19 protein-coding genes are annotated in these 24,773 nt (G+C 41.1%); 4 read left to right on the plus strand and 15 right to left on the minus strand.

Annotation, left to right across the window (positions count from 1 at the left end; translation table 11 throughout):
* The first annotated feature begins 365 nt into the window (after positions 1 to 365).
* Together M1F26_RS04565 and M1F26_RS04570 are read left to right on the plus strand one after the other, a co-directional pair.
* Entirely contained in the window at positions 366 to 737 is a 372-nt protein-coding gene (locus tag M1F26_RS04565) for a hypothetical protein (protein WP_200129277.1), read from the plus strand.
* 203 nt (positions 738 to 940) lie between these two features.
* Positions 941 to 1,105: a hypothetical protein gene (locus M1F26_RS04570; RefSeq protein WP_166185107.1), complete on the plus strand. Its 165-nt coding sequence runs from the start codon at positions 941 to 943 to the stop codon at positions 1,103 to 1,105.
* Here the strand turns inward: M1F26_RS04570 and M1F26_RS04575 are convergent.
* From M1F26_RS04575 to M1F26_RS04620, 10 genes are all read right to left on the minus strand, one after another.
* Positions 1,102 to 1,719, minus strand: a complete 618-nt coding sequence (locus M1F26_RS04575; RefSeq protein ID WP_200129268.1) for a Fic/DOC family protein — start codon at positions 1,717 to 1,719, stop codon at positions 1,102 to 1,104. The genes M1F26_RS04570 and M1F26_RS04575 overlap by 4 nt on opposite strands.
* Before the next feature lie 474 nt (positions 1,720 to 2,193).
* Positions 2,194 to 3,492, minus strand: a complete 1,299-nt coding sequence (locus tag M1F26_RS04580) for a c-type cytochrome (RefSeq protein ID WP_140171324.1) — start codon at positions 3,490 to 3,492, stop codon at positions 2,194 to 2,196.
* A complete protein-coding gene (locus tag M1F26_RS04585; protein WP_140171323.1) occupies positions 3,485 to 5,761 on the minus strand; it encodes a xanthine dehydrogenase family protein molybdopterin-binding subunit in 2,277 nt (758 codons plus the stop codon). Before M1F26_RS04585 ends, M1F26_RS04580 begins: the two co-directional genes overlap by 8 nt.
* Positions 5,758 to 6,231, minus strand: a complete 474-nt coding sequence (locus M1F26_RS04590; protein ID WP_140171321.1) for a (2Fe-2S)-binding protein — start codon at positions 6,229 to 6,231, stop codon at positions 5,758 to 5,760. Before M1F26_RS04590 ends, M1F26_RS04585 begins: the two co-directional genes overlap by 4 nt.
* A gap of 381 nt (positions 6,232 to 6,612) precedes the next feature.
* Positions 6,613 to 7,932 (minus strand): cytochrome c, encoded by a 1,320-nt coding sequence (locus M1F26_RS04595; protein ID WP_140171319.1) that lies wholly within the window; start codon positions 7,930 to 7,932, stop codon positions 6,613 to 6,615.
* 11 nt (positions 7,933 to 7,943) lie between these two features.
* Entirely contained in the window at positions 7,944 to 8,510 is a 567-nt protein-coding gene (locus M1F26_RS04600; protein WP_004260707.1) for a (2Fe-2S)-binding protein, read from the minus strand.
* Positions 8,507 to 11,425: a xanthine dehydrogenase family protein molybdopterin-binding subunit gene (locus M1F26_RS04605; protein ID WP_140171318.1), complete on the minus strand. Its 2,919-nt coding sequence runs from the start codon at positions 11,423 to 11,425 to the stop codon at positions 8,507 to 8,509. Before M1F26_RS04605 ends, M1F26_RS04600 begins: the two co-directional genes overlap by 4 nt.
* A 426-nt stretch (positions 11,426 to 11,851) precedes the next feature.
* A complete protein-coding gene (locus M1F26_RS04610) occupies positions 11,852 to 13,087 on the minus strand; it encodes a c-type cytochrome (RefSeq protein ID WP_140171316.1) in 1,236 nt (411 codons plus the stop codon).
* Positions 13,084 to 13,635: a (2Fe-2S)-binding protein gene (locus tag M1F26_RS04615; protein ID WP_004260697.1), complete on the minus strand. Its 552-nt coding sequence runs from the start codon at positions 13,633 to 13,635 to the stop codon at positions 13,084 to 13,086. The genes M1F26_RS04610 and M1F26_RS04615 overlap by 4 nt, the downstream gene beginning before the upstream one ends.
* A complete protein-coding gene (locus tag M1F26_RS04620; protein WP_140171314.1) occupies positions 13,632 to 16,427 on the minus strand; it encodes a xanthine dehydrogenase family protein molybdopterin-binding subunit in 2,796 nt (931 codons plus the stop codon). The genes M1F26_RS04615 and M1F26_RS04620 overlap by 4 nt, the downstream gene beginning before the upstream one ends.
* A 195-nt stretch (positions 16,428 to 16,622) precedes the next feature.
* On the opposite strand from M1F26_RS04620, the gene M1F26_RS04625 reads away from it, so the two are divergent.
* Both M1F26_RS04625 and M1F26_RS04630 read left to right on the plus strand, forming a co-directional pair.
* Positions 16,623 to 17,186 (plus strand): NTP transferase domain-containing protein, encoded by a 564-nt coding sequence (locus M1F26_RS04625; protein WP_140171312.1) that lies wholly within the window; start codon positions 16,623 to 16,625, stop codon positions 17,184 to 17,186.
* 9 nt (positions 17,187 to 17,195) lie between these two features.
* On the plus strand, positions 17,196 to 18,206 hold the full coding sequence (locus M1F26_RS04630; protein ID WP_140171310.1) for an XdhC family protein: 1,011 nt from the start codon (positions 17,196 to 17,198) through the stop codon (positions 18,204 to 18,206).
* 69 nt (positions 18,207 to 18,275) lie between these two features.
* On the opposite strand, the gene M1F26_RS04635 is transcribed toward M1F26_RS04630, so the two are convergent.
* From M1F26_RS04635 to gltS, 5 genes are all read right to left on the minus strand, one after another.
* Complete coding sequence (locus tag M1F26_RS04635) at positions 18,276 to 19,937, minus strand: alpha-keto acid decarboxylase family protein (protein WP_140171309.1); 1,662 nt, start codon at positions 19,935 to 19,937, stop codon at positions 18,276 to 18,278.
* Between the two features lie 256 nt (positions 19,938 to 20,193).
* A complete protein-coding gene (locus M1F26_RS04640) occupies positions 20,194 to 20,547 on the minus strand; it encodes a RidA family protein (RefSeq protein ID WP_140171307.1) in 354 nt (117 codons plus the stop codon).
* 2 nt (positions 20,548 to 20,549) lie between these two features.
* Complete coding sequence (locus M1F26_RS04645) at positions 20,550 to 21,791, minus strand: D-amino acid dehydrogenase (RefSeq protein WP_140171305.1); 1,242 nt, start codon at positions 21,789 to 21,791, stop codon at positions 20,550 to 20,552.
* 56 nt (positions 21,792 to 21,847) lie between these two features.
* Positions 21,848 to 22,756, minus strand: a complete 909-nt coding sequence (locus tag M1F26_RS04650; RefSeq protein WP_140171303.1) for a LysR family transcriptional regulator — start codon at positions 22,754 to 22,756, stop codon at positions 21,848 to 21,850.
* 212 nt (positions 22,757 to 22,968) lie between these two features.
* Positions 22,969 to 24,174, minus strand: coding sequence for a sodium/glutamate symporter (gene gltS, locus M1F26_RS04655; RefSeq protein WP_094960930.1), 1,206 nt, complete (start codon positions 24,172 to 24,174; stop codon positions 22,969 to 22,971).
* Positions 24,175 to 24,773: the final 599 nt, after the last annotated feature.

A 24,773-nucleotide genomic window follows, 5' to 3' on the forward strand; every position in this document is an offset into this window, starting at 1 on the left:
GCTTTAAAAGCGTGCTCAAATGAGCAGAGAAACATTAACAAACAGAACGCTTATATAATTACCGGTGATATTTTTTATGGTCCCGTAAAATCTGTAAAAGCCATACACACGAGACCTGAAAATAAATACGGTAAAACCGATAACGGAACAAGAATATATCAATTCTCAGATTGTAATGAGCTGACTGAATTCAGCTGGAAATCTCAAAGAGTCATATCACCGTCGGATTCTGTAACCTTTGTTTCAGACGGGGAATTAATTGACAGTAATCCTTATCATGTTAAAGCACAACAATTGATCTGAATAAGATTTTAGCACCTGTTTTTTTAGGCATTCATAGTTATGAGCAGCTTGTAGGTGAATGTATGCCCATACATCTCAAAGCTCGTCCCGTGCTTGAGAAGTGGCTGGGGTGCTCAGTCTATTATACTCTCGGTTGGATTGACGACGGTTCATCTAATGGATTGTTCTGGTTTGACGATGAAATTATCGCTGAAAAGCTGGCAGCAGGTCATAAGGGAGAAACGCTTAATATTCATGCATGGCTGACGTTACCTACAATGGAGATTATAGACCTGACACTCACAACCACGCTCTGCTTACTGCAAGGCAGAAAGGAAGGGGAAGGTGGAGTGATTGTTAAGAAAGCGGATGAATTAACTGGATTATCTTATAAGCCAATGCTGATTGGAGAAACTTATCTGCATAATATAGGGGTAATTAAGAGTATAACCTAGCTCGATATTTGAAATCGTTTGACAATGAGCTACTCTCCCATTGATGCACACAGAATATTACTAGCAATATCCGCAGATCGCACAAGGTAGACGGAAATGAAACAACATTGTGCTATAAAATTTTTGATTAGAAAAGGGATCTATGTTGCCATATAAAGCAACGGTGATAAAATATACTATCATCAGTTTGAAGTGAGACTACCATGAAAAAGAATGAATTAATTCAAGCAACAAAACCAACTCGTACTCAACTTATTCGTTCGGTAGCAACCTCTACGGCGATTGAAACAGGGCAGGAGTCTCGTCGTCTTGAAGAAGAAATGAAAGCAAAGCGTGAAAAGTTTGGGCATTTGAAACTTGCGATTTAGTTCGCTTTCAAGGCTTCGTTAACCCAATATTTCATGGGTTCATAGTTAAGGTTTAACCCTGCGTGGATTGCTGCGATATACTGCTCGGGGTGTTGAGTCCAACTTTCATAGTCTAGTGGCTGGAAACCAGCTTGTACTGCCATCACATCCGCGAGTAAGCGCGATAAGCGCCCATTTCCCTCCCTAAATGGATGTATCAGAATTAACTCCACATGCACTGTGGCTATAGCTTCTATGACTTGTTCTCGGCTCATATTGGTGCAAGGTGTGTACTTCGCTAGAAACTCTTTCTCGAATTGAGCAAGTAATTTTGCAACACGACCCGCAGGGGCAAACATAAAGCCACCCTTGCTAATATTCACCGTGCGTAACTGACCTGCCCACTCGTAAACATTTCCTAACCATTGGCGATGCCAACGCTGAATAAGTGATACGGTAATTTGCTCAGTGGGAAATTGTTCTTCAAAAATGACTTGATACAGTTTTTCTAACAGTACAAGCTCTGCATCATTGATATCATCAACGTTTGAAAGCCCTAGCTTATTAGCCAGTACCTCTTCATCGGAACCGTCAGCAAATTTTCCTTCGCTGTTAAACACATCGTATTTATTCATATAAGCGTGTTCTTGTGGTGTGGGTATGAATTTTGTACGTTATAATGCAAAAAACATCAAATAAATAATAACTACCTATAAATCAACGGATTAATTAAGTGTAGGTTAAATTGTAGGTTTTTCTATAAAATTAATAAATATCGTTATATTTCAACGCTAACACACCCATGCATCATAGGGGTGTGAGATTCGAAGCTTTGCTTATCAGTCATAATGTTGTCTGTTCTAACGTATTGAGTTAACTAAATTCTGTGAGTGTATTTGACGATTATTTTCAGAGACTAAAATACCACAAATCGCAAGAAATGAGAGTAGGCAAACGTGTTAGCCATGCAATTCTCTATAGTATGACGTGATTATCACAGGGACAATGCATGTTTGGTGATAAATGGTCTGAAATATTGTTGAGTAGAAATAAATAGCGCAAATAAGGGGACATAGATATAACCGTTATTTGCGCTAAAGATAAACGGATTATTTAGTTGCTGTTTCCGCGCGTAGCTGGCTAACTTGTTGTTCCAAATCAGGCCATGGAGATTTGTCGGTAAACGTTGTTCTTAGGTAATTTAAGAGTACTGCTATTTGCTGATCACTTAAATTATGACGAAAAGCAGGCATGCTGCCGAGCCCTTCTGTTGCCTCATACTCAATTCCATTTAATACAACGCGAATGGCATTATCTGGGGTATCTGCATAGAGATTCGTATTTAAGGCTAAAGCGGGTCGTACACCTGACATTTGCGCACCTTTCGTTTGGGCATGGCATGCCATACAAGCCCCTGAATACAACCTTGCCCCTTCAGTAGAGAGTGGTTCAATTTTATCTTCTGTTTGCTGTACGATTGCTACGGCTTGCGATGTGACTTGCGGATGATCAACTTCAGAAGTCAAATAGGTAGCAATAGCTTGTCTATCTTCTTCGGTTAATTGAGAGGTTCCTTCTCTAATGACAGGCGCCATTGGGCCTGCTGCGACGCCGTGGTTAGCCGAGAATCCCGTACGCAAAAACTCCGCCATATCCTGATGGCTCCAAGCAACAGGTGAGGCTTGGTCACCTCGCAGCGCTGGTGCACTCCATCCTTCAGCATCTCCACCCATCAAGTGGCTATCTCCGCCTTTTTCACCAAATAATATATCACGAGGGGAGTGGCAAGCGCTGCAATGGCCGAGCCCTTCGGTAAGGTATGCACCTCGGTTCCATTCATCAGTTTGTGAACTGTTTGGTTTTATTGGCCCTGCGGTTAAATACAGCTGATTCCATGCCCAAATTCCTTGGCGAATATTAAAGGGAAAGTTTAACGATGTCTTTGGTGGTTGATAACGAACGGGTTTTTGGCTCATTAACCATGCATAGAGGTCATATAAATCATCGTCGGAAGTATGAGTAAATGCGGTATAAGGGAATGCAGGGTATAAATAATTCCCTTCACGATCAACACCATAACGCATAGCCCGTTCAAACGCTTCATATGACCAGCTGCCAATTCCTGTTTCTATATCCGGTGTTATATTTGTGGTGTAAATCGTGCCAAAGGGGATCTCCATTGCGAAGCCCCCGGTATTTTTCTCACCGCCAGGCCGTGTATGGCAAACAGCACAATCACCTAGTGCCGCTAATTTTTCACCGTGGGCAATTTGAGCATCAGTAAAACTTTGTGTCGAATTAGTGTGTAATGGCTCAATGGCAGACTGCCAACTCAGAGCGAGTCCCCCCACCGCAATAATAATGACAGCAAGCGCACTGTAGCCAAATAGTTTTTTTGCTTTACTCATGAGCCACTCCTTGGTTTTTGGCTGCCATATCTACTGCTCGTAGAATACGTTCAGGGGTAAATGGAGCTTCCCGCATACGCACACCTAATGCATCAAATAACGCATTTGCTACCGCGGCAGCGCTTGGTACCGATGCAGATTCACCCGCTCCCATAGGGGGTTCATTGGGATATTCCATTAATTGAATGTCAATTTCGGGTAACTCATCGAAACGTAGAATAGGGTATCCCCCCCATTCAAGTGAGGTTGTGCCTGATTTATCAAAGGTGGCAAACTCTTTTAATACTCGGCTACAGGATTGAATAATGTTTCCATGGACTTGGTGTTTAACGCCATCTGGGTTAACTATTTGTCCACAATCATGAGCGACATAGACTTTTTTGATAAGCACTTGCCCTGTACGACGATTAACGGTTAAGTCACAAACCCAAGCTGCCCATGCGGCACCAAACCCCGGGAATTTACTGTGAAAATAACGCGCCCAGGCAAAGCCTCGACCATTCACAATTTCTTCGGTTACAGGGGATGGTTTTTGATGCATTGGTCCATCAATCCAATTTGCTTGTTTTTTCACAGCATTAATTAAAGCGATAGCTCGAGGATCATCTAAATATTTCAAGCGGTATGCTATAGGGTCTTGCTGTGCTAAATAAGCAACTTCATCAATCCAAGATTCATGAGCAAATACATTTGGAAGTGCTGAAACTCCGCGCATCCATGATGCCCTAACAACAGGCGCGGTATCTTTAGAGATAACGCGCATATGTGGGTATCGATATTGAGGGATAGCCGTGCGGTCTCCCATCTGTTGAATATCCGGTTTATTTTCTTTTTTTCCAGTTAAAATCAACGATAAAGTAGCGGCGTTATTTGATGGATAACGAGTGCTGAGTTCGTAAGCGCTGACATCATTATTTTGATCAATTCCCCCTCGAATTTTAATCAATTGCCCGGTGCCTTTTGGCTCCCAACCCGCTTCTTGTTCTCGCATTAATTGCACTCGCACGGGTCGTCCTGTCGCTTGAGACAGTAAAACGGCATCGGCTGCCACGTCATCAGCACAGTTACGACCATAGCACCCTGATGCTTCCATGCGATGAATGTGTATTTGATATAGGTCTTTATCGAGTTGTAGTGCTAAATCTTTTCGCAGGTCATGAGGGTTTTGTGTGCCTGACCAGACATCAACTTTATCGTCGCGGACATCTGCGATAGCGCAAGATGGCCCAATTGATGCGTGTAAATGGTATGGCCAAACATAGTCTGCATTCACAGTTTTATGTAAATTGGCTAAGGCGCTGTCAACACCGTCATCATCTCGCAATACTCTATCTTGGCTGGGTAATGCATCAAGGGTGTCATGAAGCTTATCGAGGGTTAAATCGGGTAATCCTTGCCATTCTTTCCATTGAATTTTTAACTGACGCATAGCGTCTATCGCTTGTTCTTCACGTTCGGCAACGACACCAACAAAGTCATTAATGCGTACAATTTTTACAATGCCTTTTAGGTGAGCAATAGAACTTTCATCAATGGAAAGCAAACTATTCCCAAGCGGCGCGCTACTGTCTGCACCTGCATAAGGAGGGCGAATAACTCTGCCATGTAACATATTGGGTACTCGCATATCATGTACCCAAGTCAATTCACCTGTTACTTTAGCGCGAATATCTACGCGTTGAATCGGTTTTCCGACATAAACAGCCTCAGAAACAGGTTTTAAGGTTACGTTTTCATCTAATTCAAAATGGAGATCTTGTCCTTTCGCCAATTGCGCATAACTCAAACGGCGTTCAGGTTGGGCAGTGACAAAAACATATCCATGCTCTGCTCGAACAGCTTCCACAGGCACATTTAACGCTTTTGCAGCAAGAGATGTTAGCTTCATGCGAACTTGAGCAGCAGCATGGCGTAAGGGGATAGACGTGACCTGAATGGTCGCACTGGCGATAGTCGGTCCTTGATCTGGTGTACTTTGCGGATCCCCAAGTATCATTGTTACCGATTCAAAAGAGACACCAATTTCATCAGCGACAATTTGTGCGAGCGAGGTACGAATTCCTGTACCTAAATCCACATGGCCATTAAATGCAGTCACCGAACCATCTGCAGCAAGAGCAATAAAACTATCGACATAATTTAAAGGGATAGCGGCATTCTTGGTTGGTGTTTTTTCTGTTGCAAATGAAATAGAAGGCAACATGTTACTGACAACGATGAGCCCACCAGCTTGCAGCATACGGCGTCGAGTGATATCTAAAATACTCATGCTTTACCACCTTGTGCGATGATTATTTTAGCTTTTTTAGCTGCTTTTAATATTTCTACATGGGTTCCACAACGACATAAATTAAAAGCGAGCTCTTTTTTTATCTCTTCTTCACTTGCATTAGGATTACGTTTAAACAGAGCAACCAATGTCATTATCATGCCATTCGTACAATAACCACATTGTGCTGCTTGCTCATCAATAAATCCTTGTTGCACAGGATGGAGTGTATCAGCATCACTAATACCTTCTAATGTCGTAATTTTTCTATTTTCTACTGTCGATACAGGTGTTGAACAAGAGCGAACGACTTTACCATCGATAAGTACACTACAAGCACCACATTCGCCTAAGCCACAGCCATATTTGGGGCCGTTGAGCTTTAAATCATTACGTAATACGTAAAGAAGCGGTGTTGATGGAGAAATATTGCTTAGTTCAATCCATCTTCCATTGATATTTAGTTGCATATATTTTCCTTTCACATTGCTAATCACAATAAATGATAATCTAATGTTATTATTTGCATATTAACTATAACATAGGTTATTAATTTGAATTGTGACTGTATGTGCTAAGGGAAATTTTTGTTAGGTATTTAGTAAGTACTTATTAATGAAGGTTAATATTGGAAAATACTCATGGATTGCGTGAATGTTTGAGTCAGGCGAAGTGAGAGGAAACCCAGTTTATATATTGGTTTTCTTTTAATAGAAATAAGTGGATATCTTTAATTTGAAATTCTTATTTAATGTGGGGTGCGTTGATATATTTCACTTGAATGTATCAATGAAAATAATAATGTCGCTTCCCTTCAATAAATAAGTTATTTGAAGAGAAGCGACGAATGATTACTGCGCCGCTTTTTTCAGTTTCTCAACTTGTTCGGCGGTGACGGGTTTACCTTGTCCCCCCCATTCGGCGCGCGCCCATGATATTAAATCTGCCATTTCTTGTGGCGTTAAATCATCAGCAAAACTTGGCATTGCATACATACGTTGCCCATTTGGAAAAGTGGTGGTTGGAATACCCGTTAACACTACACTGATAAAGGTTTCAGGGCTGTCCATCGCTAAGATGGCGTTACCTTTTAACGCTGGAATGCCATTAGGTACACCTTCTCCGGTGATCCCGTGGCAGCCTGCGCAGGTAGACATATACATTAAGCGGCCAGTTTCCATGATTTGACTGACATCACCCACTTCTGATGAGTTTGCCTCTGGCAATGGAGCAGGGGAAGCTTTGGCGCCAAGTATTTTTCCTTGTTTATCCGTCATTAAATAAATCGCCATGTCATCAACATCGCTTTTTTTCATCTGACTAGTCGAAAAATGAGTCACTGTGCTCATATCTGCAAATGCAGAGCCTTGCGGGGCATTACCTGTAAGTAAAAACTGGCTCAAGGAGGCGGTATCGTATCCATGTTTGGAAAGCGCTTCGGCCGTGATATCCGGGATCGCTAAGCCGGCTTCTTCCCCCCCTTGAAGTGACCGTGAAAACTCGACACCCATCATTAAGTTACGTGGTGAGTGACAAGCGCCGCAGTGCGCTAGACCTTCAACAATATAAGCACCTCGGTTCCACTCGGCAGAACGTTGTGGGTCATGAGGCGCATTTTGTTTAGGGAAATTGAGCAAAGTCCAGAAGTTCATAAATGGGCGAACGGGTAGGACAAATACACCTGTATTTTCTTTGTTTGGCACATTGATTGGCGGAAGTGACATCACATAAGCATACAGGGCATCAATATCATCCGATGTCGTCATATGGGTAAATACAAACGGCATGGCAGGGTAGAGATTACCTCTTTCTTTGCCAATTCCGTCTTTCAAAGCACGATGGAAATCAGCACGGGTATAGTTACCGATACCAAATTGCTTATCAGGCGTTATATTTGTGGAGTAAATGGTGCCGAAAGGGGTTCCGATAGCGCGCCCGCCCGCAGCCAATGGCCCTTCAGGTAATGAGTGGCAACCAAAGCAATCTCCAGCGGTGGCCAATTCTTGCCCTCTTGGCAGTAATTTGGCGACTTCTTCTGAAGTCAGTGGTTTATCTAAATTAGGGCCGATACTGGAGGTACGAAAAGCGCCAAACAGGATCGCAAGCATTAATATTATGAATAATAAGATAATAATATAAATGCTTTTACGTAGAGAGCTGGATTTAGCCATGATGTTTCTCCCTAGTCGATCACGCAGCCGGGAGTGTCGAGAGCGACTTTCCTCACAGCTTCATAATAGCGTACATAACCTGTACAACGGCAAATATGCTCATTGAGGGCTTCTTCAATCGCATGTTCGAGTTGGTCTCGCTTCACTGGGTTTTTCTTCAGTTTATCAAGAAACACCGTTGCACCTGTGACAAAACCGGGAGCACAATAACCACATTGGAACGAAAAGTTTTCGATAAAAGCTTGTTGAATTGGCGTTAATTCAACAACTTTGCCTTGTTCATCCAGTTTGGCTTGCCCTTCGATGGTAACAATATTTTTATTGTTGAAATAATGGGCACCAAAGATACAAGTCCGGCTTTCAACCGTTGTGCCATCGGGCTGGATTTCCATAATGGTACAAGCATGGCAAATCCCTTGGCCGCAACCAAAGTGAGTGCCGGTGAGGTCAAGGTATTCATGTAGAAACTCAATCATTGGCATCCCAACAGGGACATCAATAGGACCAATTTTTTGGCCGTTAATGGTCAGCGTTAGTGGCTTGCGCTCAATAATCGGAACGGCATTGTTGATTTTCATGAGAGTGCCTTTTTAATTTTATCTACCGTAATAGGGAATTCATAGAAACGCTTGCCTGTTGCATGGGTTAATGCATTGCTCGTCGCAGGTAAGATTGGGATCATCCCCAGTTCAGCCATGCCTTTGGGTGGCGAAGTTTCTGAGAGAGGTGGTAAGTAATCAATAGTTTGCCGCCAAACCGCCACATCTTTAGCGCGTGGCAGGACATAACGATTAAAGTTCCATGTCCCATTACCCGGTCCATCTTCATACAGTGGTAATTCTTCCATCAATGCATGGCCGATACCCATCGCGGTACCCCCTTGAATTTGGCCTGAAACCAATTCAGGGACAATCATCGTACCGGGATCCATAATCATATGGTGGCGCATGACATCGACCTCACCTGTCATCGTGTTGACGTTGAGCTCGACTAGGCAAGAAGCGGGTGTGACCGTTGTGGGGTCTGCTTTTGCGCGTTGTGTGGGTGGGTAATAGGCAATTTTACGTTTAATAAAATGGTAACCGCCAGTTGTCATCTGTTTTTTCAGCTCTTGTGGCGCACCCTCGCCATAACGAACGGATATCGCATCAAGAGGCAGATTTTTTAAGCCCACAGTTGGGATATCGAACTCTGCACGAGCCCACTGCCAGCTGGAATAGCCGTGAACAGCAACCCCGGTGATGAGCCCCATCTCATGGGCTCTTTTGGCTAAAATGTCAAAAGGAATGGGCTTCATTCCGCCACCGCCAATACCTTCTGGGCCGACACGAATATCCGCAAACTCGACATTTAGGCCGTTGAACGCACCGCCGCCGGGGCCTTCACTCCAAATACTTTTGGCCGCAGGCCAGAGGGTATTTTCCAATAAAAAATGGCCAGCTTGGCGCGTACCGAACCCAATGTAGTAAACACCACTTGATGAGCTCATGTCAGGTATTAGAGCGGGTGTCCAATAGGGATCAGTTTTGGATAATTCATCTTGTTTTTTCTGGTCGGCCCAACTGGTTTTAAGCGGTAGTTCTTCAAACTCAGTCACCCCAAACTCAACGACATCAGGGGCTTTGCTGAGTGCTTGCCATACCATCACTTGCTGTGCGGTTGTGCCACCGGTGCCAATCTCTTGCATACAATGGCGCATTGTTAGTTTGCCATTGATATCAAATTCGAGGGAAAGAATGGTTGGGACGCCACTAGAGCCATAAACTTGCTGCACTTGCGCAAAGCCAACACCGTATAGCTTACCGGGGTTTTTCGCTTCATAATCGGCTTTGTTTTTCTCACGTTCGACCCATATTGGGTGTTTTTCCGCAAGATTTAACATTTCAACGTTGCGTGGGTCACCGGCTATTACGCCGCCTTGTGTATTTGGATAACCTTCTAAAATGGCATTACGGCGGCGCAGTTCAATCGGGTCAATATTAAGATTATGAGCGATTTCATCCACCATCAATTCAGTAACAGCCATCGATTGTAAGGAACCAAAACCACGCATTGACCCCGCTTCGACAGCCGGAGTGGCCATGGCGAGAGCAGTGAGGTCAGATTTAGGGAAGTAATAAATAGACTGAGCACCGCGCACTGCTACGTGAGATACGGCAACGGAGAGGTTTTCACGACCGCCACCATTACAGTTATAAGTGCCTTTTAATACATCAAATTTACCCGTTTTTTTATCACCAATGATGGTGACATCCATTTCAATGGAGTGGCGTTTCATTCCCATTTGGAATTGTTCATAGCGGTCATTTGCCATGCGAACAGGTAAGCCATCAGCGTAGAAACTAGCGACCATCGAATAAAAAGGAAAAACCGAATAGTCTTTTGAGCCGTAACCAACAGTAGAACCGGTTAATAACACAATGTTTTCGACGGAAAAATGTTTGTTGTGTTTAGATAGCTCAGCAGCAGCATTAACTACACCAGCAGGAGACTGTGTCGCGGTTAAGATATGCAGTGTTTTGGTTTGCGCGTCATACCAAGTATTACAGTTGTCTGGCTCCATCGCGCAAGGGTCAATGGATTGTGAAAAACCATGGCGCTCAATCACAAACTTATCAGGGTTCTCGCGAGCCGCTGCGATTTCTTGCTCAATTTGCCGCGCGTAATCCATCGCTTTTTCTTGTTTATCAGGGCTTTTTTCTGCCTGATGAAGGGCTTGAATAAAGCCACCGCCACGATCTTTACGGATCACTGGGGGAATAGAAATGGCGTGCTTGGGGTCATAAGGTGGCCAAATAGGCGTATTGCCATCGAACCCGCCTTTAATACCTGAATCTTGATAAGGGGAAAAAATAGAAGGCGAAAGTGGTGTGTCACCACCGATACGCACGTACCGTGCTGCACCATAGTTGGCGGGCGGTTTTGGCCCTGTCACCGTTCCGTATTTTACGGTGTTTGTGGCAAAGCGTAACATCCGCTGTGCTGCACTATATTTATCGAAATCATGATAAATCAAGATAGCAACTGGGTGGCCAATAATCGGCGGTGTATCCCCTAGAGGAACTAAAATATTGGTGCCATAGAAGCCTTTCCCCATACTGGTATCTTGGGGAATATTTAAGCCATCACGGATAAGATCTTCTTGTAAAACAACTTTATCAGGTTGTAGATTTGGCCCTAACATTGAAATATCAATGCCTTCAAAGGTTTTATCTGCCTCTGTCGCTTTTAACATAAAGGCATAACTTTGTTTTTTTGGCCAGCCGGGGATGTCTTTAGCGCGGTAATCACGAGCAAAATTTTTACGGCCAGTGACTTTTTCAACGCCATCCCAACGAAAACGTGCTTTACCGTTTTGACCAATCCAATCCGTTGATGGGGCGTCAGAATCGAGCTCCATTGCTATCGCAAAAGGGAGTTTGCCGACCATAACAGCAATGCCCGCAATAGTGCCTAGTTTGATGAAATTGCGTCTAGAAATATGTCCCGACATGTTGTGCTCCCTGATTATATTTTTAGGGTTTTTATTATGAGCAATGGAAGTAAATAATATTTTTTAGTCATTCATTATAAGATCGTTTTATTTCGCTTAAGTTTGCTCACAATTTGATGACTAATATCAGATAGCTCAGTAAGTTACATAAATAGTATGGGTATCTGTAATGATATATCAAGAACGAGTAAAGGGATTTAGACAAGAAAGTGAATAATACTGTTTAAGTCATCTTAATATGACAGTATTGAATAAAATAACTGAGCTTTATTAGAACACAATTTATTTAAATGATACTAATTCTTATTAATAAATGATTAAATCAATATGCATTTAATTATGTAAAGTATATTTGTATTCGGTTATTAAATAGAAAACTATTGGGCTCGTTAAATACGAACAAGCCCGATAGTTCATTTTTTGTCATTATTGACGTAAGGATTTAACATGCTCCGGGGTGACATCAGCAGGTTGTCCTCCCCACTGAACGCGAAGGAAGTTCACTAAGTCACTAATTTGTTGGTCATTTAGCTTATTGGCAAACCCTGGCATGCTTTGCATATATTGGTTATTTGGGAATGCTTGCTCAGGCAAACCATCTAGAATTGCATTAATTAGGTTAGTGCTATCCACATCACGCAATGTTGAATTTCCTTTCATTGCCACCGCCACATTCGGTTTACCGCTACCGTCATAGGAGTGGCAACCTGAGCAGGTTTCTAAATAAATTTGGCGGCCTTGTGCATTACCTTCCCCCATTCTTAATGGCGAAGTTGCTGGCGGGTTATCGCCCATTAAATAGGTGGCTATGGCATTATTATCTTCTGGAGTTAAATGTTGAGAACTCAGATAAATTACAGGGTGCATATCACTGTAGGCGGAACCTTGTGGTGTGAGTCCAGTCATGAAAAACTGCTGTAAATCTTCTTTTGTCCATCCTCGTTCTGCAAGCGCTTGCGGGGTAATATCTGGAGCAACAAAACGACCTAAGGCCCCCCCTTTCATAAAGTTATCTAAATCCATTTCTCCCAGCTTTCCTCTTGGCGTATGGCATTCAGCACAGTGCTCTAATACGTTAACTAAATACTTACCACGTAGCCATTCAGGGGAGCTACCTTGTGAGCTATCGGGGAGTGGTTTATCGTTAAAAAACAATAAATTCCAGCCAATCATGGCCATACGTTGGTTTAGTGGGAATGGCAATGAATTTTCAGGTGGCGCGACATCAATAGCTGGCTGGCTCATCAAATAACTGTAAATAGCGTCAGAATCTTCCCGAGTGATCCCTTTATAGGATGTATAAGGCATTGCCGGATAAAGATTTTTACTCGGTGGAGAGATACCTTGGGTCAGTGCTTTATAAAAATCATCTTTTGTCCAGCGGCCGATACCAAAGTCAGCTGAGGGCGTTAAGTTACTGCTGTAGATGGTACCAAATGGGGTATCGAGTGGAAAACCACCGGCTAATGGTGCGCCATCAGCACTGGTGTGGCATGCAGCGCAGTCACCGGCCAATGTGAGATAACGACCCCGCTCAATTTCTTGAGGCGTCGCGGTGACTTTTTGTACCGGGCCATCTAAGGTACGGCTTTCATACCAGTAGAGCACCGCCCAAACGATGATAGCGATGGCTATCAACCATAAAATAATTCGTTTGATCATTTTACTGCCTCCTTGATAAGACCAGGAGTCGCAAGAACCACATCGCGTACTGCTTCATAATAGCGTACATAACCAGTACAACGGCATATATGGTTATTTAGAGCTTGTTTGATAGCCTCTTCTAAGTCTGCTTCTGCAATCGGGTTTCGCTGAAGTTCTTCAATAAACACAGTCGCTGCATTTACAAAACCTGGGGTACAGTAGCCACACTGAAAACTGAAATTTTCAACAAAAGCTTGTTGAACCGGAGATAGTTTTACCTCCCCGTTTTCTTCTTTGGTGGCAGCCCCTTCGATAGTTCGGATGCTTTTATTATTGAAAAAATGTGCACCAGTAATACAGGTGCGGATTTCTTCGCTGGTACCAGATGGATTATCTAAGATAACAACGCAAGCATGGCAGATGCCTTGACCACAGCCTAGACGAGAACCTGTTAGGTCGACATATTCATGAAGAAAGTCTATCATCATGAGGCCTTCAGGCACGTCCATTGGTCCATACTGTTGGCCATTAATGGTTAAGGTAAGGGGAAGGAAATTTAGGCTCATGATATTACCTCTAAAATGTCTTTTGCGCGTACAGGCAAATGCAAGAAATGATGACCAGTTGCATCTGCAATGGCATTGACGATGGATGAAACCACCGGGATCATAACAACCTCAGCAACGCCTTTTGGCGGGTCTGTATCCGAAAGTCCTGGTAGGACTTCATTGGTTTGCTGCCAAACTGCAACGTCGCTGGCTAGAGGGAGATGATAACGGTTGAAGTTCCACGTCCCATTACCGGGACCATCTTCGTAGAGAGGTAAATATTCATGGAGGGCATGGCCGATCCCCATTGCTAAACCACCTTGAATTTGCCCTGAAACCAGTTGTGGCACGATAAGGTTACCGCACTCCACTACGCTATGGTGATTCAGCAATTCGACTTGTCCAGTTGCCTTATCAATGGATAGCTCACTCACGGTAGCGACTGCACTGTAGTAAGTGACTCCGGCATTATTTCTTTGCGTATCAGGGTAATAGGCTTTTTCACGGTGGCAAACTTGGTATTCTTTATCGGCAAATCGTAGTGATAGCCCATCAATCGGTAAACGGCGAGTTTCACCCTGAATAGGGAAATCGGCTTCGGCCCATTGCCAGCGGTTAAATACGTGGCACACTGCGCCAGTTACCCCGCCCATTGCAAAAGTGCGTTCAATTAAGCGCGGTAAGCTAAGCACCTCAAGCCCATCAGCCGTTAAGCCTTCAGCAACCCAGCGTGCATCTTCACGGCGAACAACTAGAGGGGCAGCTTGTCCGCCGCCAATCCCTTCTTGCCAAATTGACATGGCAGCGGGCCATAACCCATGCTCAAATATAATGCGTGCGGCTGCGTCTGTACTATGAGTGAAATAATAGGCTGAATTACTGGCGCTTGCCGGTGAGCAGTAATTCGGTGTCCATAATGGGTTTTGCGCGAGGTGGTTTTGTTCATCTTGTGACATGGCAAACGGGTTACCTGTCGACACCATAGGTAAAATTGACCAATCTACAACCGAAAAATGAGCTTGTTCCGCAGGCTTTCCTAACCATTTAGCGCAAACCACCGATTGGGACGTAGACATACCTGTACCAATTTCTGCTCCACTATGATAAATGGCTATTTTACCCTCGGGGGTAAGTTCTACGCGAGCAAAGGAGGATTCCGCACCTGTCCCAAAGTCTTTTTGCACACAAGAAATCCCTGTACCGAATAGTTTACCGCTATGTTTCGCTTCAAAGTCGGCTTTACGTTTGGCTCTGTCAGTCCACATTGGGTGAGCAGCACAGCGGGTTAACACTTCATCGGCACGAATTGCGCCGCCAGGAATTGCCCCTTGGGTATTTTTCATCCCAGATTTGATGATATTTTTAAGACGGAACTCGATGGGGTCTACTTTTAGGAGTTTTGCGGCTTCTTCCATTAACATATCGGTTGCTGCCATGGCTTGTAAAGTACCATAACCGCGAGCTGAACCCGCATCGACAGCTCTTGATGCAATACCGACCGCAGATAAATCACTACGGGGAATATAATAGATAGCTTGGGCCCCAGTAGCCCCGACCATGACAACGGAAGGCGTAAAATTACAGCGACCACCGCCGTCACCGATAAAAGAAGCTGAAAGGGCTTCAATTTTATGCGTTTTTTTATTAACCGCTAAGGTGTAATCCATATCGAAAGCATGGCGTTTGATGGTAGATTGAAATTGTTCATAACGGTCATTAGCTAGACGAATAGGGACTCCGTCTCCATATAATGTTGCCATCGCACCATAATAGGGGAATGGAGTGTGGTCTTTAGAACCATAACCAACGGTAAAACAAGGGTGTAGGAAAATTTGTTTAATTGGAAAGTGCGATTTTGCCAACATCTCTGGTAATGATTCCGCAACTTCCTGAGGGGACTGTGTCGGAATAACAAGATGGAATGACTGTGTTTTGGCGTCGTACCAACCGTTAGCGTTATCAGGCTCTAAGGCAGCAGTATCAATCGATTGAGAAAAGTATTTTCGTTTGAGCACTAACCAGTCTTCTGGCGGATTTTCCAACTGTTTGGCGAGTTCATCAGCATATAGCATGCCTTGTTGATCTAATTTCCCACCTTCACGGCCTTCTGGCCAAACGGGCAAGTGTTTTTTCATGCCAATAGGGGAGATTGGCATATCTTTTAGGCTTGAGTAAATATCAGGATCATAAGGATTTTCACTGCCAATTCGCACGCCACGGTAGCTTCCCCATGGGTCCCGTTCCAGTGGGCCGGTAAATGCACCGTATTGGATAACATCGTCACGGAATTTTAGGGTTTCTTTGGCAAAGCGGAATTTAGCAAAATCATGGTAAATCAATAATGCAACGGCTTGGCCAAGGTAAGCGGGGGTTTTCCCTTCCGGAAGCAATAAATCATCGCCATAAAATTCAGGGAAAGCGACACCATCTTTTTCTAAGTCTCTCGCGGTTACGATGCGGTCAGGCATGAGGCCATCTTTCAGCAGATCAAGATTAAAGCCTTGGTAAATTTTATCGGCTTGAGTTACGCGGAGTAAAAATGCATGACCTTGCTGTTTTGGCCAGTGAGGAATATCGCGTGCGCGAATGTCTCTGGCAAAGACTTTCTCCCCTTGGACTTTGGCAAACCCATCAATACGAAATTTGATTTGCTTATCGACTGGATTCCAGTCAGGAGATTGAAGGATTTTTTCTTCGAATAGCACATCAAAAGCACGGCTATACAAAGGGGCTAAATAAACAGATATTCCCGCTATAACGGCACATTTTAGAAAGTGTCTGCGGGAGAGTTCGACATTGCTTTTGCTCATAATACACCCTTACACTTATTATTATTACATCGGTATTTTTATTTTTATAGTCATATCGAAAAAATTACTTGTATCACATTTATATTATACTTCTCTTAATAAATTTCAAATTAATGATAAGTAGTTCTTGTGATCTTACTGAATATACTTTATTTATGAGATACGCAATCAGTATATCGATTTAGAATAAAAACCATGAATATTTGTATTTTGATATTGGCAGCAGGAAAAAGTGAGCGTTTTCAAAATGCTGGAGGTAAAGGCAGTAAATTAAATTTTGGGCTAGGGAAAAGCACGGTATTTGAAAAAACACTTTTTAATTCAATAGATAGCGGAATTCCTATTCATGTAGTAACTCGGCCTGAGAATGAAGGCGTCATTAATAATTGTTTACAATTTAATATTCCATACTCATTGATAAATAGTACTGGGTTAGGTGATTCAATCGCATTTGGTGTTAAAAATACTTCAAATTTAGATGGGTGGATAATTCATTTAGCAGATATGCCATACATCAATAGTAGATTATTTATACGTATAGCAAATGAATTAAAACAACATACGTTAGTACGGCCAGTATATAATAGTTTACTGGGGCATCCAGTGGGAATATCTGCAAAATATTATTCAGATTTAATTAAATTGTCCGGCGATGAAGGGGCAAAATCAATATTACAGGATAATTTTGTCTATAAACTGGACATAAATGATGAAAATGTTGTGAAAGATATTGATTATCCAAGTGTTGATAACGAATAAGGGATGAATATGTTGCGTGAAGATGTTTTTGTTATCTCTCAAGCCGTTGCTTGGATAAAAGAGCAACCAATTTGGTTATGTACCGTATTAAATACCTATGGTTCTTCGCCGAGAAGCCCGGGTTCTTTGTTGGTTGCAAAACAGGACGGTCAATATATAGGTTCACTTTCTGGTGGATGTATTGAAGAGGATTTTATTCAGCGCATAAAAAATAATAATTATGTGAGTAGCAGCCAAGTTGTTCGCTATGGAAGAGGCGGGATTGAGACTAAAGTTAATTTACCGTGTGATGGTAGTTTAGATGTTTTGATTGAATATCTACCAAATAATGAAAAATCACTTAATTATCTCGTTGAGATCCAAAATGCGTTATTAGGTTATTCTGCCATTATCAAAAAAGTTCTATTGCCGCAGAGTGGTGAAATTCATATAGCTAATAAGTCAGAACAACCAACACAGATAGAACGTGATGGCGATAAAATTCAGTTATACATTGCGGCTCCTCCTCGCCTAATCATTGCAGGTATTTCCACTGTGGGGGCTTATTGCGCTAATTTTGCGTTAACATTGGGTTTTGAGGTCATTATTTGCGATCACCGAGAAGAAGAAATAGCGCGGTTTGCACCACAAATTCCACCTCAAGTTGAGGTTATTTCTTTATTTCCCGCCCGCTATTTAGAAGAACAGGGTTGCTCTCCAAATACTGCCATTGTTTCCTTAACCCATGATCCCCGTATTGATGATTTAACACTGATGGAGTCGGTTAATACAGATGCTTTTTACATTGGTGCAATGGGGTCAGTAAGAACTAGTGCTCGCCGTCGTGAACGGCTTATAGCATCCGGTGGGATGACGGAAGAGGAAATAGAACGCATTCATGCTCCGATTGGTATTCCAATTGGTAGTAAAACACCGCCAGAAATTGCTTTAGCGATAATGGCCGACATTGTTGCTTATAAAAATGGCGTGATCTCATCAGAGATTACATGTAAAACGAAAAAGTTAGTGAGTATAAATTAAATACAATGTAATTTTATTTCTAATAGCTCACGCCATTTTAGATGGCGGAGCTAGCTACAAACAATATAGTTAGTATGTAGAAGTAATAGCTTCTCCCATTTTTACTAAATACTTTGATGCGTCATACCTGTCTGTCATTATTTCAATGTAAGCTGCGCTATCGAGAGTTTCAATATGTTGTAAGGCATCATTGAGTTCATCGCAGGTTGTTACTTTTTGGCAATACCAATCATCGCACCCAAATGCCGAAGGCAGTTGTGCATAATTCCATTGAGTAACATCGTTATAATAATATTCAGGTTCTTTACAAAATAGTCGTTCGATAAGGTAGCCGTCGTTATTTAGAACAAAAATAATAGGCTTAAGCCCAAATCGTGAAAATTGACTAATTTCTTGTATTGTTAATTGGTGAGCACCTTCACCAGTTATTAAAATAAGACGGCTGGAGGGAGATGCTAAAGCTGCTCCTAATGCAGCAGGAGTGGCCCAGCCAATTGATCCCCATAAAGATTGAGAATGAAATGATGCCCCCTTAGGTAAAAGTGCAAATGATAAGCCCATGGTAAATGTTCCTGTATCACCAAATATAATATCGTTAGGCTTGAGCATTTTTTCTAAACGAGGGTATAAGAATGTTTCCGTTATTTCTTGTGTTTTTGAATTTATTGGTGTACCAAGTGATTGTGCTTTAGGGTAATTATTATGATAAAAATAATAATTAGAAGTTGATGTCAATTTATCTTTTAACGATGAGATGACATCCTTCATATAAATCTCATCGTAGCGTTGGCCACTAATCACAACGTAATTATCCATAATGTGTATTATGTTTCCCTCTTCAATATTAGAGGTGTAACAAGCAGTATTAAAATCTGACATTATAGTGCCGATATTTAAAACACAATCACAGTTTTCTACAAATGAAGTCACTTGTGGATTGATGAACTCCCCCGCATACATTCCAATATATTGTGTATTAGTTTCATCTAAAACACTCTTATCCATATAAAAGGTTGTATAGGGAATATTGGTTTTTTCGATAATAGTTTGTAAGCTTTTTTGTAATCCTAAACGTAGAGATATTGACCCTGCTAATAAACAGGGTTGCTGGCTATTTATTAATTTATTTAAGATGAGATGGATAATGTTTTTTAGTATTTCTGGGTTGGTTTTTGGTATTAATGGAACCATATTATGAGGTGACTTAACTACAGTTTTTACAGCATAATCAGCAGGTAATCCAAAATAAACTGGGCGACGCTCGTGTAAGGCACAAGTGATTAATCGCTCTGTTTCTTCAATACAATTTTCTGGGGTTATAATGGCATGGGCGCAGACAATATGCTGGCTCATTTTATAGAAAACATCATAATCACCATCACCTAAAGAATGATGGTTAATTAGACGTTTTTTCTTTGACTGGCTTGGTGGCATTCCGACAAGATGAAATATCGGTAACCTTTCTGCATAGGAACCCGCTATTGCGTTGAGTGCGCTTAATTCGCCAACGCCAAATGTGGTTGATAATGCAGCGGCACCTTTTATTCGAGCATAGCCATCAGCGGCATAGGCTGCATTTAGTTCGTTACAATTACCAATCCAACGCTGTCGAGAACTAACACAAACAGCGTCATTAATAGGAAATGAATAATCACCAGGAACACCAAAAATATCTTCAATGCCTAAGTCATATAACTTCGATAAAATATATTCAATCACGGTTTCTTTCATTTAGTCTCTCCAGTTAATAATTATTTTTTCTTCATTTATAATTTTTTATTAGCTATTTATTTTTATTGAAATTGATTTGATAATAGTTAAGGAGGGTGAAAATGAAAGTCTTTATTTTATAATAAGTCTAACGAAATTGATTAAATTCATTATTTAATCGGATATTATAAAATCAAATAGAAGATTAAATTGGTAGAGTAATAAAAAGCAGTCAGCCTCACTGCTTTTTTATATTTAAAATATCACTAAACAGAGATCAACGCTGAGCCGCAATCACCATAATTTCTACCAGTACTTGTTCCCGAGCCATATTGGCTTCAACAGCTGCACGGGCAGGGCTATTCTCTATAGGCATCCAACTTTCCCATACCGCATTAAAGGCAGCAAAATCCCGTTTGATATCTTTAATCCAAACTTGGGCGGATAAAATACGTGTTTTATCACTGTTGCTTGCAGCAAGTAATGAATCAATCTTGGCAAAAACGTCTTTGGTTTGTTGTGTGATATCACCCGTTAGATCATTAGGTACTTGCCCTGATAAGTAAACTAAACCTGAATATTCAACGCTATCAGCTAAGCGTGGTTTTGGGTTGTTACGTTTTATGGACATGATTACCTCGTTAATCCAGTTAAAGAAATTGGCGTTTTTTGTTCTGTAATTAATTGAGTCAATATTTCCGCGCTGCCTGCGGCAAGAGTAAACCCTAAACTGCCATGTCCAACATTAAGCCATAAATTTTTATAGGTTGTTTTTCCTAATATCGGTGGGCCTTTTGGTGTTGAAGGGCGTAACCCACACCAGCTTTCAGCATCGTCAATTTTAGGTAGTTCAGGAAAGGTATGTTTAATAATCTTCTTAAGAGCTTGTATTCTATTTTCACGTAAACCATGCTTGTCATAACCAATATCAACCATCGCAGCAATGCGTAATTGATCATTAAGTTTGGCATAGACAATTTTATTGCCGTAATCAGTCACGTTAATTTTCGGAACAATATGTTCTACCTGCGGGTATTCTACGCTTAAGCTATAGCCTTTTAACCCTAAAATTGGGACATTAATATTTAGTAGTTTTAACAATTCGCGGCTACCATTGCCGGCACAAACAATAAAATCATCAGCTTGAATAGTTCCCTGGTGAGTGGCTACTCCTGTAATGCAGTCATCTTGTTTAATGAAAGATTGAACATTATGTTGTAAGCAAAGATTAAATTGAGATTGCGTGAGTAAATATTGCAGTAGGTTCTTACAGAATAAATAGCAATCTGCACTCTCATCATCAGGGGCATATATTGCACCTACCAGCTGAGACTGTATGTCTTTTAAAGAAGGTTCTAGCCCAACAATTTCAGAGGGTGTTAATATTTTTTGAAATTGTTTATCAACTGTTTCGCTGGCTTTTTGAAAACTTTTATTATCTCGGTGGATAATTAATTTCCCTGATTTCTCCCAAGCAAAATCAGAAATATCACCATTGTTACGCCATTTATTCATTATTTCTTGGCTAAAAAGTGATAAACGTAAAAGATGAGCACCATTAATTTTATTGGTTTTACGGTTACAAGCTAATGTAAATTGTGCAAGCCAAGACCATTGTTGTATTGAAGGCGTTATTTTTAGATTTAAAGGAGAATTATTTTTCCCCATCCAACGTAGGCCTTGCAAAGGAACACCGGCGTCTGCAAGAGGAGATACATAGCGATAGCTGAGTTGCCCACCGTTAGCAAAACTGGTCTGCATGCCAACATCGGTATCTGATTCAACTAATGTTACGGTTTGGCCTGCTTTAATTAATGCATAGGCGGTGCTTAAACCAATTACACCAGCTCCAATAACCACCACATGTTTAGTCATAATAATCCGTAACCCATAATAACCAAGATGTTATTATTTAACGGTGAATAAGCTAACTAAACAATTGAGTTTTCATTACTAGAGTATAACTTTTGGTTAACTACTTTATTTCTTTTTTCAAGTGTGGATGCCAAAGTATTAACATAATTTTGTGCAGCTTTGGTTAATGGTTTGTCTGCGCGATGAAAAACAGATACGGCAAGATGTAAACCTTCTTTTAGTGGGTAAATCATTGACTCAGGTAGCGTATGTTCGGCTGAAAAAATATCCGTAATACTACAGCCTAAACCCGCTTGAACAAATTCTGCTGCCATATGGTAGGTATGAACACTAATATTTGATTCTGCAAACTCATGGCGCTTTTGTAATAGCTGAGATAAGGAGTCAGACCCAGGATGGATCCAACGCTCTTGGTCTATATCGGTGAGTGATACAGGGGAGTGCAATGGTAATTTACTATCCACATAGACTAATGGGATATCAGCAATGGGAAGAACAGTAATGCCCCCTTCAATTTCAAGATTAAAGCCAATACCAATGTCGAGATTTTGTTGGGTTAATAACTGCAGAATATCCGTTGTATGATGTGTACCGATCGTGAGTTTGATATTGGGGTGTTTTTTAATAAATTGCGCGGTCACTTCAGGTACTAAGTTTAGCCCTAAGCTAGGTAGACAACCAATGGCTAGTTTACCTTGCGGATCACGTGATAAATTTTGCGCTAAAATTCTTAGTTTATCTAGATTTTGATAAACTTCTTTGGCTTCTTCAAATAGCAGGTTTGCCTCAGCCGTGGGAATTAACTTTCCTCTTATTCGCTGGAACAAGAGTAAGCCAAGTTGTTGTTCTGCATGTTTTAAGGACTTACTTGCCGCGGGTTGTGAGATATGTAAAACCTCCGCTGCACGAGTTAAAGAGCCACATGTCATGACTGCATAAAAAATATCGAGATGCCTTAATTTCATTTTCAGAAACCTACTATTTGCTTTGACTCACCGAAACCGACTATTTGTATTAATTCGCATATTCTACCGAATTAATACAAATTAATCTGAACAACTATTTATTTGGTACTGAAAATGATGAAAGGTAATTAGGCGGTTTAAATTCAATGGTGATAAAAAAGAGAAGGCCAGATGATATACATAGGTTATAGCCTGGCCTTTATGATTGCGTACTAGGTAAAATACGTGCCGATTTCGATAAAGATTTTAATTAAGATACTATTTGAAATATCGACAATAAATGCCCCTACCATTGGCACCACTAAAAATGCTTTATGAGAAGGACTGAATGCTTTAGTGACGGTCTGCATGTTAGCGATAGCGGTTGGTGTCGCACCCATTCCAAACCCGCAGTGCCCAGCACTAATAACAACTGCGTCATAGTCTTTACCCATCATTTTAAAGGTAACAAATGTCGCAAATAGAACCATAACTACCGTTTGGACAGCAATAATTATCAGAACAGGGCCTGCCATACTGGCGAGTTGACCGAATTTTAAGGACATTAGCGCCATTGCTAAGAATAATGACAAGGCAACGCTACCTAAAACATCAACAGTTGGTTCAAAAACTTCATGCTTAAATACATGGGTTAAGACGTTACGAATAATAATACCGACAAATAAGCACCAAACAAAGGTTGGTAATTGCATGACAGTATCTTTAAAAAACTCACTAATATAGCCACCGACAACAATACAGATAATCAGCATTGAGATGGTTTCAATAACATTATTAGCATTAATTTTTCGTTTAACACTCGGTTGTTCGAAGGCTTCAACGATCGTTTCTTTTTCGAGTTCAGTGCTTTTAGGGATTGAAACTTTTTTCAATAAATGACGAGCAACAGGGCCGCCAATTAACCCACCTAATACTAAACCTAGGGTTGCACATGCCATAGCTAATTCAACAGCACCAGTCACGCCATACTTATCAGCCAGTATTGGTCCCCAAGCTCCTGCGTTGCCGTGGCCACCCGTAAGTGTGATTGAGCCTGCAATTAAGCCAATAAATGGACTTTCATTAAGCATGACAGCCATTCCCATACCAACGGTATTTTGAATAGCAATTAAGATAGTCACTGCGATAGTTAATAAAATAAGTGGCTTACCACCTTTTATTAAACGCGAAAAATCTGAGCTCAATCCAATTGATGAAAAGAACGTAATCATTAAAATGCTTTGTAGTGAAGCATCAAAAGTAAATGAGTATCCAGCTGTTTTATCGACAATTAATAGAATGATAGCAACAATAAAACCGCCAACAACGGCTTCAGGAATATGGTTTTTTTGTAGAAAAGGAGTGTATTTTACAACAAACATACCAATCAATAGCGCCAAACAAGCGACTAATAAAGTGTAGCTGGCATCTAGGATCATTATTTTACCTCAAGTTAGTTTACCAGAACTTTCACCGTTGTTATTTAACATTAGCGATAAATTAAATTACTTTGCATAACTTTTGTTTAACAATGAGTTTTGTTTGGGTATCTATAACTTTTAGTTAATTGCGACATTCTTATTTTTTCATTTGTCGAGTCATCCAATCCCGTAGTAAATTATTTATTTTCAATTTAACTATTTGTTAATTATGATTTTTCTGTTTGATATGTATTTTGGTATCATTTATGTGGTGATTAATATTTGCACTGGTTTTATCTCGTGGTTATAAAGCCGTATTCAATATGAATGATGAGAAGTGTGATGTACCGCATGTAAGATGTTTAGCAAATGTAGGAGAAGAGGGGGGAATGCTACATGATGTAGAATGCGCTTAATAATTCAAATGAAAATTGATGTCTTGGACATATCGTTTTGGCTCAGTATGCTAAACGATTGATTGCTTTTAACCTCAGTAGAATGAATGCGAATATTATTCATTAAAATAATAGTGTAATTCTATTTAAATATTATAGCTTAGTTTTTTAACCATTTTATTTATGCCATAAAAATAAGCCAGTGATTTAGTTATTGATTTT

The sequence above is a fragment of the Providencia sp. PROV048 genome (genome assembly GCF_033688165.1).
GTDB classification, from domain to species: domain Bacteria; phylum Pseudomonadota; class Gammaproteobacteria; order Enterobacterales; family Enterobacteriaceae; genus Providencia; species Providencia hangzhouensis.

What these genes read in the sequence shown, in the direction of transcription:
- gltS (WP_094960930.1), bottom strand. Translation starts at nt 24,174, where the DNA reads ATGATCCTAGATGCCAGCTACACTTTATTAGTCGCTTGTTTGGCGCTA.
- M1F26_RS04650 (WP_140171303.1), bottom strand. Translation starts at nt 22,756, where the DNA reads ATGAAATTAAGGCATCTCGATATTTTTTATGCAGTCATGACATGTGGC.
- M1F26_RS04595 (WP_140171319.1), bottom strand. Translation starts at nt 7,932, where the DNA reads ATGGCTAAATCCAGCTCTCTACGTAAAAGCATTTATATTATTATCTTA.
- M1F26_RS04565 (WP_200129277.1), top strand. Translation starts at nt 366, where the DNA reads ATGCCCATACATCTCAAAGCTCGTCCCGTGCTTGAGAAGTGGCTGGGG.
- M1F26_RS04630 (WP_140171310.1), top strand. Translation starts at nt 17,196, where the DNA reads ATGTTGCGTGAAGATGTTTTTGTTATCTCTCAAGCCGTTGCTTGGATA.
- M1F26_RS04640 (WP_140171307.1), bottom strand. Translation starts at nt 20,547, where the DNA reads ATGTCCATAAAACGTAACAACCCAAAACCACGCTTAGCTGATAGCGTT.
- M1F26_RS04580 (WP_140171324.1), bottom strand. Translation starts at nt 3,492, where the DNA reads ATGAGTAAAGCAAAAAAACTATTTGGCTACAGTGCGCTTGCTGTCATT.
- M1F26_RS04620 (WP_140171314.1), bottom strand. Translation starts at nt 16,427, where the DNA reads ATGAGCAAAAGCAATGTCGAACTCTCCCGCAGACACTTTCTAAAATGT.
- M1F26_RS04575 (WP_200129268.1), bottom strand. Translation starts at nt 1,719, where the DNA reads ATGAATAAATACGATGTGTTTAACAGCGAAGGAAAATTTGCTGACGGT.
- M1F26_RS04570 (WP_166185107.1), top strand. Translation starts at nt 941, where the DNA reads ATGAAAAAGAATGAATTAATTCAAGCAACAAAACCAACTCGTACTCAA.
- M1F26_RS04610 (WP_140171316.1), bottom strand. Translation starts at nt 13,087, where the DNA reads ATGATCAAACGAATTATTTTATGGTTGATAGCCATCGCTATCATCGTT.
- M1F26_RS04635 (WP_140171309.1), bottom strand. Translation starts at nt 19,937, where the DNA reads ATGAAAGAAACCGTGATTGAATATATTTTATCGAAGTTATATGACTTA.
- M1F26_RS04605 (WP_140171318.1), bottom strand. Translation starts at nt 11,425, where the DNA reads ATGTCGGGACATATTTCTAGACGCAATTTCATCAAACTAGGCACTATT.
- M1F26_RS04625 (WP_140171312.1), top strand. Translation starts at nt 16,623, where the DNA reads ATGAATATTTGTATTTTGATATTGGCAGCAGGAAAAAGTGAGCGTTTT.
- M1F26_RS04615 (WP_004260697.1), bottom strand. Translation starts at nt 13,635, where the DNA reads ATGAGCCTAAATTTCCTTCCCCTTACCTTAACCATTAATGGCCAACAG.
- M1F26_RS04645 (WP_140171305.1), bottom strand. Translation starts at nt 21,791, where the DNA reads ATGACTAAACATGTGGTGGTTATTGGAGCTGGTGTAATTGGTTTAAGC.
- M1F26_RS04590 (WP_140171321.1), bottom strand. Translation starts at nt 6,231, where the DNA reads ATGCAACTAAATATCAATGGAAGATGGATTGAACTAAGCAATATTTCT.
- M1F26_RS04600 (WP_004260707.1), bottom strand. Translation starts at nt 8,510, where the DNA reads ATGAAAATCAACAATGCCGTTCCGATTATTGAGCGCAAGCCACTAACG.
- M1F26_RS04585 (WP_140171323.1), bottom strand. Translation starts at nt 5,761, where the DNA reads ATGAGTATTTTAGATATCACTCGACGCCGTATGCTGCAAGCTGGTGGG.